Below are 12,675 nucleotides of genomic sequence, written 5' to 3'. Positions count from 1 at the left end.
GTGCTTATTCAATATTTATTTAGATTAGCTTTTTGTGAAAGCCCCTTTAAAATTATATATTATTTCGTAATTAGCTGAATTAATAAAATAATTCTAAATACCTATAACAGTAAGACCTACAGCAATTACTAATCCTGAGTATAGCAAATCTATTATACAATATCCCATAATATCCTTTGCTCCCAATCCTGCTATTCCAAGTGCTGGTAAAGCCCAGAAAGGTTGAATCATATTTGTCCACGCATCTCCCCATGCAATTGACATAGCTGTTTTTGCTGTACTTACTCCTAACTCAGCACCAGCAGGCATCATAATTGGTGCCTGAACAGCCCATTGTCCACCACCAGATGGTACAAAGAAATTAACTAATCCGGCACTTAGGAATGAGAACATTGGAAATGTAACTTCATTAGAAATAGTCACAAATATATTAGACATTAATACCGCTAAAGATATTCCCTCCGCATTAGCTCCCGTCATCATTCCCATAATACCTGCATAAAATGGAAATTGAAGTAATATTGGGCCTGCGCCTTTAGCTCCCTCCATTAGTGCGTTCAAAAATCGCTTTGGAGTTCCATGTAATAAAATGCCTAAAAATAAAAATATAAAATTTACTATATTAAGATTTAAATCAAATCCTGATGTAATGAAATAATATATTATATAAGTAAATCCCATTATTGAAATTAGCCAAGTAACTAACTTACTATTTTCTAACTTATCAGCTGGAGTCATTTTTTCCCTTGGCATTTCGATGAACTCCTCTTCATCATTTAACAACTTTTTATCTATGACTACTGCATGCCCTTTGTCTGGATGCATAGCCCTATTTATAAGTGGTAGAGTTATTACTAAAACTCCTACTATAACTAAATTAAACAGTGAAAATATAGTTTCGCTAGTTGGTACTCCTGCTGCACTTACTGCTCCGGCCGTTGCTGCAACTAAAGACTCTCCACCAGTAGCAAGAGTTAGTGGAATTGATGCTGATAGTCCAGCATGCCATAGTAAAAATCCAGAATAAGCCGAAGCTATTAGAAGTCTATAATCAACACCATCTACTTCCTTTGCAAGCTCCTTTGCAAATATTGCTCCTATAACTAACCCAAATCCCCAGTTTAATATACATGCTATAGATGATACAAAAGTAACTAATAATATTGCTTGAGTTGGAGTTTTAGGAATCCTAGCTAGCTTCTTTGTAATTTTTTTAAAAGCTGGTGCACTAGCTAAAGTATGTCCAAAAACAAGAACTAGCGCCATTTGCATCGCAAATGCTAATAAGCTCCAAAATCCATCTGTCCAATGAATAACCATAGCCAATGGAGATTGTCCTGTAAATAGAACCCCTGAAATAAAGATCATGAAAGTTAAAATGATACAAAATAAAAATGGATCTGGCAGGTAATTCTGAACTAATTTAACACAACCATTTGTAAATTTTTTAAACATTTTCCTTCCCCCCTTAATACATATATGGATATTTTTATATCAGCAAATAATTATATCTTTAATATAATTATTTGTTGTTATCTATTTATAGTGTTTTTAGCTAATATAGTTAATTTTTTAATTATGATATTTATATTAATGCCTTCTAAACAAAACTTTTATATTGGCATATAAAATGCTATATACATGTATAGCTTTACATTGTAATATGGTATACTTAATTCACATTTAGTATACCATATTTTTTACCTCTTTTCAATTTTTATTACTTTTAATAGATTTACTACATTTCCTGTTACATATTTCCTTAAGTTGCCTAGTTTAAAATTTAACATAGTTATGTATTTACTTATAATCTATCTACACATATTAAAGTAACTAATAAATTTAAATACAATTATTGAAGTTAATACCTACATCACCATTAAATTTATAAAATATTATAATGTTTTTTGAACAAACTATATGAAAATAGAATTAAACTTTATATTCATAAATATAAGTTTCAACAAATAAAATTCATTAATATTCCTTAGTGTGACCTAGAATTGTAAGCAAATTTAATGTAGAAACTTTAATAAAACTTATATATATCAATATTTATTTTGATTCTATTAAACAAGAATTTATATCATATGCTACTAAATTAGCATTTAGAATAGTATTAAGAAGGGAGATTTTTATGAACAAAATAGGTGAAGATGTTAAAGAAGGTATGAATAAGATTACTAGTGGAGCTAAGGATATGTTTAATGAAATGAAAATCCAATATGACGATAAAAAAGAAGACATTCAAGATTTTATTTCAGAAAAAAAATTTGTTCATAACCTAAAAGCTCAGATGAAAAATGAAGGTAAAGAAGAAGGTAGACTAGTTAAAAATCTTTATAACAAAACTATGGCTGGAGGAAAAGAAATAGCTAAAGAATTAAAAAATGATATTAAAAATGAAATGAAAGATTAATAAGTACCTCTATAAGAAATCTTTCAAACAAAGGGGCTTTCGCAAAATATATTACTAATCTAAATAAATATTGAAGATGAACTTTAATATTTATTTAGATTAGTTCGTTTTGCAAAAGTTCCTTTTAAATATAATTTATTCATCAATTAATCTATACCCCACTCCAACTTCTGTTTTTATATACTGTGGATCTGCTGGATCCTTTTCAATTTTTCTCCTTATACTTGCCATAAATACCCTGAGAGATTGAGTTTCATTGTCACAGTAGTTTCCCCATATCTCATTTACAATAAATTTATGAGTTAAAACTCTCCCAGAATACTTTGACATTAATTCAATCAATTTATATTCTATAGGCGTTAAATGTATTTCTTTTCCTTCTACAAATACCCTATGCTTTTCAAAATCTATCTTTAGTCCTCTCACTTCAAAACTTTCTGTCCTGTCACTTTCATTTATAATATTATGATTTCGATTTCTAAGGGCTACTCTAACTCTAGCTAAAAGTTCAGAAACACTAAATGGTTTAGTTAAATAATCGTCAGCTCCACAATCTAATGCCTCAACCTTTGCTCTCTCATGTCCACGAGCAGATACTACAATTATCTTAGCTTTAGTTTTTCCTACAATCTTTTCTATAACTTGAAGTCCGTCCATATCTGGAAGACCTAAATCCAGAATTACTATGTCTGGATTCATTGAGAAAACTAAAGAGATTGCCGCGTCCCCATATTTTGTATCAATACATTTGTAGCCTTGAGTTTCCATAGACACCTTTATAAATTTACTTATGGGTTTATCATCTTCAACAATTAGAATTAATGGTTTTATTTCCATCTATATCCCTCCATCTCTAGGTATACTAAATCTAAATGTAGCACCACCTAATTCATTATTAAAGGCTTCTATTTGTCCATTATGTGCTTTAACTATAGATTTACATATAGCCAGTCCCAATCCTATTCCTCTATTTTCCAGCTGCTTTGTCTTAGATTTTGTATAAAATCTTGTAAATATATTAGGTAAATCTTCTTCTGGTATACCGTTCCCATTATCTAAAACTTGAAAGATTACTTTATCTTTTAGGGCTTTTACTTTAACCTCTATATATGAATTATCTGGTGTATAATTTATAGCATTATAAATTAAATTTATAAGTACCTGCTCTATTAATAATCCATCTACTGGTATCAATATCATTTCCGTTGGCAAATCTATTTTTATATTACGTTTATCTTCAAATTTTTTTACTCTCGAAACAGCTTCAGTAATAATCTCTTCAACAATTTCAGGTTCTTTTTTTATTTCGAGCCTTCCTTCATCAATCCTTGTCATGCTTAGTATGTTCTCAACAGAATGAATAAGCCAATTACCATCTTCACAGATATTTTGAAGAAGTTCCTTTTGTAGTTCCTTATCCAATAAATCATAATTTTCAAGAATAGTTGATGCAGAACCCATAATACTTGTAAGTGGTGTTCTCAAATCATGTGAAATTGATCTAAGTAAGTTTCCTCTTAATCGTTCCCTCTCTGCATCTAGATTTGCTTGTTTACTTTTTTCAAATAGTTCTTCTCTCTCAAGCGCTAAGGCCACCTGTGCTGATATAGATGCTAGTGTTATTTTTTCATTTGCTGTAAGTTCATTTTTTTGAAGACATGTCATACCTATTACCCCTAAAATATCATGTTGCCCTTTTATAGGATAATAGTAAGCTCTATTTTTGTTAAAGAAGTCTGTACCCATACCAACTATCTCTCCTGATTTAAGTACTTCCCTTAATGCATTTCTTTCCAAAGACGATTGAAATATATTCTCACTGCCTATATCACTTTCTTCAACAAATATCCTTGGGTCCATTAAATTATTTCGAGAATCTTTAACAGCTATTATAACACTTCTATTACACATATCTACCAAACTTTTACCACAGAGCTCAATTATCTGATCTTTATTTCTAGCAATAAGTAATTTTTTGTTATTTGTATATAATAGTCTAATCCTTTTTTCTCTAATATATGCTATTTCAGCTTCTTTTTTAACTTTAGAAGTCAACATACTTGTAATTATAGCTACTGATAACATCACAAAAAAAGTTATTGGATAATCGCTTCTATATGCCCTAAAGGTATAATATGGTACTGTAAAGAAAAAATTAAAAGTCAATACTCCTATTACTGATGCCATTGTACCATAAAAATATCCTTCTGTACTTCTAGCTGTAAACAATACTCCCAATATAAATATAAGTATAATATTAGATTCATTAAATTCAAGTTTTCCAAACATAATGGATACAACTGTACTTAAAGACATTATTATTATAGTTTTTAGAAAATCGTTAACCGTATATGATTCTTTATCTTTCTTTTTATCATCATAATCACATATACTTTTATCATATTTCATTGTATCCATCTCCTTTAAACTGTTAATTACATATTATATTTACTAAATTTAAAATTCAATATTAGAATTTACTAATCTAATAAAGCTTTGCTATCTAACTTAATTATATTTTATATCTAACCTAGCTTAACTAGTTTTCCTATATTTTTTTCATCATAAACTACTTTATATATTTGACTTTCAACATACTCTTTATTAGTACCATAATCAATATCATAAGTATTATATTTATATGAAAAATCACTTACTCTCTCTAAATTATTTATTGCAGGGCTAAAGCTAGTATTAAGGGAATATGCTGCACTATAGTGTCTCTGTGCTAAATCTATATTTTTATTTAGTTCATATAATATACCAAGTAAGTTATGGATTTGTGGAGCTGAGTCATCTATTACCATTGCCTTGTAAATATATTCTCTTGCTACTTCATAATTTTTAGCTTTTAAATTTAAAATAGCCTTGTCCATATAAGTCCTAAATTCATTCTTTTTGTTATCACTCTTCATAATATGTCAACTCCTCTTAATTAACATTTCTTTATATTATCATTTTAACAATGTATTAATAAATTTTGTATTAAGATGAGTATTTATCATATAAAGATAATGTTAAGATTTTCAAAGTAATACTATAAAAACTAGGGCTATATTCATATTAATCAATTTAATATGAATATAGCCCTAAAAATTTGTATTAACTATTTCTTTAACTCTTGAAGAATTTCTTCTATTTCATCAATACATGCTCCACAGATAGTTCCAGCTTCAGTAGCTTGCATAACATCATCTACTGTTTCAGCTCCAGCTTCAATTGCCTTTTTGATGGTGTCATAGTCCACGTCTAGACAAGTACATACAACTCTATTTTCTGACATTTTATATTCCTCCTTAATATAAATAACATGATTAATATAGGATTAACCATGTATCATGTTAACTATTCTTTAATAGTATGTCTATAAAATACATTTTAATACACTATATTTACATTAATAAAACCATTTCTCATATCTAATTAATAAATTTCCTGGAATAAGTTATAAATATATTTGATTAAACTAGTAATAGCTTATAAACATTGTTCTAGTAATTTTTAAAAAGGAAATCCTATTTTCTTAGGACTTCCTTAATCTTTTATACTTATCTTTTTAATTCTATAACATTCTCTACAAGAGCTTTACATCTTCCACAAACTGTTCCTGCTTTTGTAGCCTCTCCGACTTTTTCTACAGTGTCAGCACTATTTTTTACTGCTTCTACTACTTCTTCAAGAGAAACATTATTACATCCACAAACTGATGCTAATATTTTCTCTATTTCACCTATGCAGCCTCCACAAACTGTCCCTGCTCCTGTCATCTCTTGAATTTCTTCAACTGTACGTGCTCCTGCTATCATAGCCTTTCTTATTGCTAAGTAATCCACATTCATACAGTGGCATATAACTCTATTTGCTCCCATTGTCGTTCCTCCAAAAGTTTATTACTTATCTTAATACTTTTTAGTAATCATTCAATTAAATTGTATTAATACTAATATTCTCTATTTATTTGTGTCAATTAGGCTTTCAAGAACACATTTGCACTTTCCACATGCTGTTCCTGCCCCTGTAGTTACTCCTATCTTTTCTATAGTATCATCTCCATTTTGTATTGATTCTACAACTTCTTCAGTAGAAATATTTCTACATGTACATGCGTTACCTAATATTCTTTCAATTTCTTCAATACATCCTCCACAAATATCCCCAGCACCTGTAGCACTTTGGATATCTTCCACTGATCTCGCACCTTCAGACATAGCTTCTCTTACTGATGCATAAGTAACTCCATTACATAGACATACGATTTTTTCTGTTGCCATTTTATATTCCTCCTAAATCTCTCATTAATATATTTTAATTATATCTAAATAATAATTATTATTCAATAGTTATTATTCATTATTATGATTATATTATATATTATTCTATTTATTTACTTTATATGTATACCCTTATGTTTTTATTCTTTGTTAATTCTTGATAATATATTCAATATTAAATATATTTACATTTATTTAATATTTATGGATTTATTTACTTTTATTTGTTTTGATTTATTGACACATATTCTTAATTATGATAGAGTATGTTCTGTTGAAATATAATAATATATGAATAATATTGGTTAATTTAAAGGAAGATGGATGAAATTTCCACACAGTACCGCTACTGTAATTAGGGAGTATTAACTAAATTAAGTCACTGAGTCATTGATTTGGGAAGGCTAGTTAATATTATGATCTATAAGTCAGGATACTTTCCAATATTAAAATATCGATGCTCTTCGAGTAAAGGGTGATATTAATCAATCATAGTAACCACATTGTATTGTCTATGATTTTACTTAGAGTATCCTTATGTATTCATAACGAATTATAATATTTAACTAATTATAATTAGAATAACAAAGGAGAATTAAAATGAAACACTTTAAAAAAATCACCTCAATTTTATTAAGCTTGCTACTTATCCTTAGTCTTGTAGGCTGTAGTAATGGAAGCTCTAATAAAGACACTTCAAAAGAAAATTCTAATTCATCTCAAAAGGAAAGCGCAGATTCCCATTATCCAGTAACAATTGAAACTTATAACTTCGAAAAAGAACCTATAAAACTAACTTTTGATAAAGCGCCTGAAAAAGTTTTTGCTGTATATCAGAACTCTATAGAAACTCTTCTTGCTTTAGGTCTTGAAGATAAAATAGTAGCTGCTGCTGGTCTTGACCATCCTGTAAAAGAAGAATACAAAGCTGCTTTTGAAAAGGTTAATTATTTGAAAGAGTTTACTCCATCTAAAGAAACTGTAGTTATGTCTGAACCAGACTTTATCCTTGGCTGGTATTCACTTTTTAAAGATAAAAATCTTGGTGATGTATCTTACTGGAATGAAAATGGTGTTAATACATATATGTCTTTAAATAGTGGTGTAGCTAAAGAGAAAACTATTGATAATGAAATCACTGACATATTAAACTTAGGAAAAATTTTCAATGTTGAAGATAAAGCACAAGAATTAGTAAATAAAATTACTGGGGCTGTTGAAAACACTTCTAATTCAGTTAATGGTAAAGAAAAACAAAATGCTTTAGTTTTAGAATTCTCCAAGGATAAAATCAGTACTTATGGATCTAGTACTTTAGCTGGTGATATGATAACAAAACTTGGTGCCAATTTACTTAGCCCTGAAGGAAATAGCATTGGTAAAGAAGATTTAATAAATCTAAATCCTGATTGTATATTTGTAGTATATATGGATAGAGGCGATGAAAACATTCCTCAACAAGAAGTAGATAAAATTTTAAAAGATGAATCTCTTCAAACACTTTCAGCTGTTAAAAATAAAAGAGTATATCCTATATCTTTAGGAGAAATGTATTCTAGTGGTATCAGAACTATAGATGGAATAAATACTTTCTCTGAAGGTTTATATGGAACCTTAGGTAAGTAATACTATGATGATGAAAAATAAAAATAAAATTAAAGATTCTAATATTTTTAAGGGAATGCCTATTTATATAGGTACTTCTCTTGTTCTTTTAATAATACTTATTTTCTCAATAGGACTAGCTGTTACAATTGGTTCTGTAAATATATCCATAAAAGAAGTATATAGTATTATTCTTTATAAACTCTTTAATATAGGTGAGCTCTCTATGAGCGCTTCCAAAATAGATGTTATATGGTTGATTAGAATGCCTAGAATAGTTTTAGCCATAGCCGTTGGAATGGGATTATCTGTAGTTGGGGTTGTAATCCAATCTATTGCTAAAAATCCTTTAGCTGACCCTTATATCCTTGGAATATCCTCAGGTGCCTCTCTTGGTGCTACCTTAGCAATTATCCTAGGTATTGGAACAAGTTTAGGTAGCAGTTATATTGGAATAATGGGATTTATAGGTGCTTTTACTATTTCAATGTTAGTTTTAAAGCTTTCTAATATAGGTGGACGAACTAATTCTGTAAAACTGCTTCTTTCTGGAATGGCTCTTAGCTCTGTATGTAGTGCCTTTTCAAGCTTTATAGTTTATATTACCAATGATGCTCAGGGAATGAAGGATATCAGTTTTTGGCTTATGGGTAGTTTGGCTGGTGCTAATTGGAATGAAATTTCTTTTATACTTCCTATTATTTTTATAGGAACATTATTCTTTATGACCCAATATAGAACTCTAAACCTAATGCTTTTAGGTGATGAAGTTTCTGTGACTTTAGGTACTGATTTACACAAGTTTAGAATTATTTATTTAATAATAACTTCCTTAATGATCGGTATAATAGTCTATGCTTCTGGTATGATTGGATTTATTGGACTTATTATTCCTCATATAGTTAGAATGATATTTGGTACAGATCATAAAAAAATAATTCCTATAGCAGCTATACTAGGTGCAATATTTCTAATTTGGGCTGATGTGTTATCTAGAATTATAATAAAGGGTGCCGAGATTCCTATTGGCATATTGATTTCTATGATAGGAGCACCTTTTTTTGTATGGCTTATGATAAAAAAATCCTATGGATTTGGAGGTAACAACTAATGCATATTTCAACTGAAGATATGAGAGTTAAAATAGGTGACACTGATATTCTAAAAGGTATTAATATAGATGTTGATAACAAAGAATTTATAGGAGTAATTGGTCCAAATGGTAGTGGCAAATCCACTTTATTAAAATGTATATATAGGACCCTAAAACCCAGTAGTGGCATAATTAAATTAGATGATATTAATCTGAGCAAATTATCTATTAAAGAAACTTCTAAAAAACTAGCAGTTCTATCTCAACATAATAATTATAATTTTGATTTCTCAGTAAAAGATATATTACTTATGGGTAGATCTCCCCATAAAAAATTTCTAGATAGAGATACTAAAGAAGATTATGACATAATATATGATTCTTTGAATAAAGTAGGAATGCTAGACTTTATAGATAGAAGCTTTCTAACTCTTTCTGGTGGAGAACAACAACGTATTATTCTTGCCAGGGCATTAGCACAGCAGACTGACTGTCTAATTCTAGATGAACCAACTAATCATTTAGATATAAAATATCAACTTCAACTTATGGGTATTGTAAAAAATCTTAATGTAGAAGTTATCGCTGCTATACATGATTTAAATATTGCCGCTATGTATTGTGATAAGATTTATGTTTTAAAAGAAGGTAATATTGTTGCCTATGGTACGCCTAAAGAAGTTCTTACTTCTGAATTAATCAAAGATGTTTATGGAGTAGATTCAATAATTATAAACAATCCAGTAACTAATTTATTAAATATTTGTTATACACCTGTATAACAAATGAAGGGATATCTCAATGTATTGAGGCATCCCTTTATTTTATTCATAATTTATAATGAAAAAATAACTAACTGAAAATATTCTACTTATTTACTTTGAAGTGATTAATTAATTGTGATAAATCATGACATGACTGTGCTAGTTCTTCTGAATGTTGTGCTATATTTCCAAATACAGCACATTGTTCATCTACTGAAGCACTAACTTCTTCAATTGTAGATGCATTTTGTTGTGCATTATTAGATATATCTTCTATTCCACCTAAGATATTTTCACTATAATTATTAATATCTTCTGTATTATTACTTGTTTTTCTTATTAACTCAGCTATATCTTGTAATTCATCATTGATAGAATTAAACGATTGTTCTGTAGTTAATACTGCACTTGCAGTTTCTTTATTTATATTATTAGCATAAAATATGGCGCTCTTAACATTATTAGTTTCTTTATTTATACTAGATAAAGATTCTTTAATTTTATTTGTAGCATCATTAGATTGCTCTGCTAATTTTCTTACTTCTTCAGCCACCACAGCGAATCCTCTTCCTGATTCCCCTGCTCTAGCAGCTTCTATACTTGCATTAAGAGCTAATAAGTTAGTTTGATCTGATATGCTAGTTATCATGTCTATAATCTTATCTATTTCTTGTAGCTTATAAACTAGACCTTGGAATATATCATTTACCTTATTAAGTTCAGCAGTATTTTCGTTAATTTTAATATTTAGATTACTTACGTTTTCTAAACCTAGCTTTGAAGCAGATGTTGAAGAATTAGATAATTCATTCATTTCATTACTAATACTGTTAATATATTCAATAGTTTCATTTAGCTTTTCAACTTTATCTACTATGTTTATAATAGTTTCTGCTTGATTTGCAGTATCTCTAGCTATTTCTGCAACCGCTGCATTTATTTCTTCTGATGAAGCTGTAGTTTCTTCTGATATAGCACTTAGATTCTCACTAGCACTATTAATTTGATATATAGATTTTTGTACATTAGATACTATATTATTAATATCTTTAACCATACTATTAAAGTTATTAGTTACTTGTCCAACTTCATCCTTTGAATTAGATTTTATATTTATTGTCAAATCACCTTCAGCTACTAATTTAGCTTCATTAGATAATTTAACTAAAGGATTCGATATCCTTTTTATAAGTATATATAATATTATAGCTAATACTATCATTACTCCAGCAGTCATAAATGTAGTAAAATCATTGATTGCGATTATGCTAGCCTGCATATCCCTCTCATTATATACAGCTCCAATCTTCCAATTGAAGTTTGGTATAGTATAATAATATATCTCTAAATTTTCTTTATCTTCATTGAATCCATAAGAACCTACCTCTGATTTGAAAATTCCACTAAATATAGGCTGTTCTTTTAAATTTTCATTGATTAATGTCGGATGGTATAGAGCCATCCCTTTATCACTAACTAAAAATGCATATCCATTATATCCTACATTGTACTCTTTGACATTATTTAAAGAGCTTTCCAATGATAGATCAATAGCTATTACACCATTAACACTTCCATTCTCTATTACGGCCTTAGCTGCTGTGATTACAGGCACATTGTGGTCTACATCAATATAAGGCTCTGTCCATACTACTTTATCAGTGTTTTCTATTGCTTTTATGTACCAATCTCTTTGAGTTACATCATAGTCTTTTGGTACATCCCATGCACTTTCCGCAATCATATTTTTATCTTTAAATCCTACATATATACTTAGCACTTGAGAATTAGTATCAGTATAATTTTTAAATAATGATAAAATTTCTTCTAAATCTACTGAATCATTAAGCACTTCCTTAATAAAAGCACCATTTTCACCAATTAGCTTTAAATCCTTCTCATATTGTAATAACTCTTTTTCAAAGGACTTCCCTAGCTCTGCTACTACTGTAGTTCCTCTTTCCTTTGTATCTTTTTCAAGATTTTCTCTCATTATCATAGTAGTGGCTAATTGAGTGGTTAACATTCCTATTAGTACTATACCCACTATAAATACAGTCATTTTAGTTCCTAGATGCTTAAACTTAAACATGTTCATCCCCCTACAATCCATTTAGATTTACATATAAGTTAGTACTTGTTAAGTACATATATAGAATATACTATATACATCCCCTTTCTTACTTATCTCTTAAATTTTAATTAACATATGTAAATAATATCGCTTAAATTTAATTTAATTTTTGAGTCTATACACCTTATAATCGTAATATTATTTATATAATGAATAGTTTCATTAAAAAATATCTTATAATATAAGATATTTTATCTTCAAATTTATTCAATTAGACTATCTATTTTATTACTAGTACTCTCTATAGATTTTTCATAAACTACACATCTGTTATATTATTGTTACTACTCTTTTATTTAAGTTTTTAAATATTCCTAATCAAAGAGACATCCTTCAAATTTATCTTTCACCTTCCCTAGAAAATTTCAATTAGGCATCTGAAAATAAAT

Annotated in this window: 12 protein-coding genes and 1 riboswitch; of the genes, 4 read left to right on the top strand and 8 right to left on the bottom strand. The window is 28.7% G+C overall.

Annotated features, from left to right (window positions below):
* Positions 1-93: 93 nt before the first annotated feature.
* Positions 94-1,455: a short-chain fatty acid transporter gene (locus tag B3W71_RS09780; RefSeq protein ID WP_346888749.1), complete on the bottom strand. Its 1,362-nt coding sequence runs from the start codon at positions 1,453-1,455 to the stop codon at positions 94-96.
* A 682-nt stretch (positions 1,456-2,137) separates the two neighbouring features.
* Between B3W71_RS09780 and B3W71_RS09775 the strand changes: the two genes are divergently transcribed.
* Positions 2,138-2,419: a hypothetical protein gene (locus tag B3W71_RS09775; RefSeq protein ID WP_346888748.1), complete on the top strand. Its 282-nt coding sequence runs from the start codon at positions 2,138-2,140 to the stop codon at positions 2,417-2,419.
* Between the two features lie 135 nt (positions 2,420-2,554).
* Here the strand turns inward: B3W71_RS09775 and B3W71_RS09770 are convergent, their stop codons facing one another.
* The 6 genes from B3W71_RS09770 to B3W71_RS09745 form a co-directional block, all read right to left on the bottom strand.
* Positions 2,555-3,256 carry a response regulator transcription factor gene (locus B3W71_RS09770; protein WP_346888747.1) on the bottom strand — a complete coding sequence of 234 codons (702 nt, stop codon included), beginning with the start codon at positions 3,254-3,256 and terminating at the stop codon, positions 2,555-2,557.
* Positions 3,257-4,828 carry a DUF4118 domain-containing protein gene (locus tag B3W71_RS09765; protein ID WP_346888746.1) on the bottom strand — a complete coding sequence of 524 codons (1,572 nt, stop codon included), beginning with the start codon at positions 4,826-4,828 and terminating at the stop codon, positions 3,257-3,259. It lies immediately after the preceding gene.
* A 116-nt stretch (positions 4,829-4,944) separates the two neighbouring features.
* Entirely contained in the window at positions 4,945-5,334 is a 390-nt protein-coding gene (locus tag B3W71_RS09760) for a hypothetical protein (RefSeq protein WP_346888745.1), read from the bottom strand.
* Positions 5,335-5,525: 191 nt separating this feature from the next.
* Complete coding sequence (locus tag B3W71_RS09755; RefSeq protein WP_346888744.1) at positions 5,526-5,702, bottom strand: (2Fe-2S)-binding protein; 177 nt, start codon at positions 5,700-5,702, stop codon at positions 5,526-5,528.
* Positions 5,703-5,967: 265 nt separating this feature from the next.
* A complete protein-coding gene (locus B3W71_RS09750; protein ID WP_346888743.1) occupies positions 5,968-6,288 on the bottom strand; it encodes a (2Fe-2S)-binding protein in 321 nt (106 codons plus the stop codon).
* A gap of 81 nt (positions 6,289-6,369) precedes the next feature.
* The gene (locus B3W71_RS09745) at positions 6,370-6,690 is read right to left on the bottom strand and encodes a (2Fe-2S)-binding protein (RefSeq protein ID WP_346888742.1); all 321 of its coding nucleotides are present in this window, start codon (positions 6,688-6,690) and stop codon (positions 6,370-6,372) included.
* A gap of 285 nt (positions 6,691-6,975) precedes the next feature.
* Positions 6,976-7,149, top strand: a riboswitch (cobalamin riboswitch).
* 141 nt (positions 7,150-7,290) lie between these two features.
* On the opposite strand from B3W71_RS09745, the gene B3W71_RS09740 reads away from it, so the two are divergent.
* Genes B3W71_RS09740 through B3W71_RS09730 form a run of 3 tightly spaced genes read left to right on the top strand, consistent with a single transcriptional unit; the run spans position 7,291 to position 10,170 of the window.
* Complete coding sequence (locus tag B3W71_RS09740) at positions 7,291-8,316, top strand: ABC transporter substrate-binding protein (protein WP_346888741.1); 1,026 nt, start codon at positions 7,291-7,293, stop codon at positions 8,314-8,316.
* Between the two features lie 7 nt (positions 8,317-8,323).
* Positions 8,324-9,406, top strand: a complete 1,083-nt coding sequence (locus B3W71_RS09735) for an iron ABC transporter permease (protein ID WP_346888808.1) — start codon at positions 8,324-8,326, stop codon at positions 9,404-9,406.
* Complete coding sequence (locus B3W71_RS09730) at positions 9,406-10,170, top strand: ABC transporter ATP-binding protein (RefSeq protein ID WP_346888740.1); 765 nt, start codon at positions 9,406-9,408, stop codon at positions 10,168-10,170. Before B3W71_RS09735 ends, B3W71_RS09730 begins: the two co-directional genes overlap by 1 nt.
* A gap of 85 nt (positions 10,171-10,255) precedes the next feature.
* On the opposite strand, the gene B3W71_RS09725 is transcribed toward B3W71_RS09730, so the two are convergent.
* Positions 10,256-12,244, bottom strand: coding sequence for a methyl-accepting chemotaxis protein (locus tag B3W71_RS09725; RefSeq protein ID WP_346888739.1), 1,989 nt, complete (start codon positions 12,242-12,244; stop codon positions 10,256-10,258).
* Between the last annotated feature and the right edge of the window lie 431 nt (positions 12,245-12,675).

It is taken from the genome of Clostridium sp. UBA1056, assembly GCA_002316385.1.
Taxonomy (GTDB): Bacteria; Bacillota; Clostridia; order Clostridiales; family Clostridiaceae; genus Clostridium_J.
The sequence above is the reverse complement of the archived record's forward strand: the minus strand, read 5'-3'. Positions and strand labels throughout refer to the sequence as shown.

Bases quoted from the DNA above. Each gene is read 5' to 3' on its own strand.
- B3W71_RS09780 (WP_346888749.1), bottom strand. From the start codon at position 1,455: ATGTTTAAAAAATTTACAAATGGTTGTGTTAAATTAGTTCAGAATTAC.
- B3W71_RS09775 (WP_346888748.1), top strand. From the start codon at position 2,138: ATGAACAAAATAGGTGAAGATGTTAAAGAAGGTATGAATAAGATTACT.
- B3W71_RS09770 (WP_346888747.1), bottom strand. From the start codon at position 3,256: ATGGAAATAAAACCATTAATTCTAATTGTTGAAGATGATAAACCCATA.
- B3W71_RS09765 (WP_346888746.1), bottom strand. From the start codon at position 4,828: ATGAAATATGATAAAAGTATATGTGATTATGATGATAAAAAGAAAGAT.
- B3W71_RS09760 (WP_346888745.1), bottom strand. From the start codon at position 5,334: ATGAAGAGTGATAACAAAAAGAATGAATTTAGGACTTATATGGACAAG.
- B3W71_RS09755 (WP_346888744.1), bottom strand. From the start codon at position 5,702: ATGTCAGAAAATAGAGTTGTATGTACTTGTCTAGACGTGGACTATGAC.
- B3W71_RS09750 (WP_346888743.1), bottom strand. From the start codon at position 6,288: ATGGGAGCAAATAGAGTTATATGCCACTGTATGAATGTGGATTACTTA.
- B3W71_RS09745 (WP_346888742.1), bottom strand. From the start codon at position 6,690: ATGGCAACAGAAAAAATCGTATGTCTATGTAATGGAGTTACTTATGCA.
- B3W71_RS09740 (WP_346888741.1), top strand. From the start codon at position 7,291: ATGAAACACTTTAAAAAAATCACCTCAATTTTATTAAGCTTGCTACTT.
- B3W71_RS09735 (WP_346888808.1), top strand. From the start codon at position 8,324: ATGATGAAAAATAAAAATAAAATTAAAGATTCTAATATTTTTAAGGGA.
- B3W71_RS09730 (WP_346888740.1), top strand. From the start codon at position 9,406: ATGCATATTTCAACTGAAGATATGAGAGTTAAAATAGGTGACACTGAT.
- B3W71_RS09725 (WP_346888739.1), bottom strand. From the start codon at position 12,244: ATGTTTAAGTTTAAGCATCTAGGAACTAAAATGACTGTATTTATAGTG.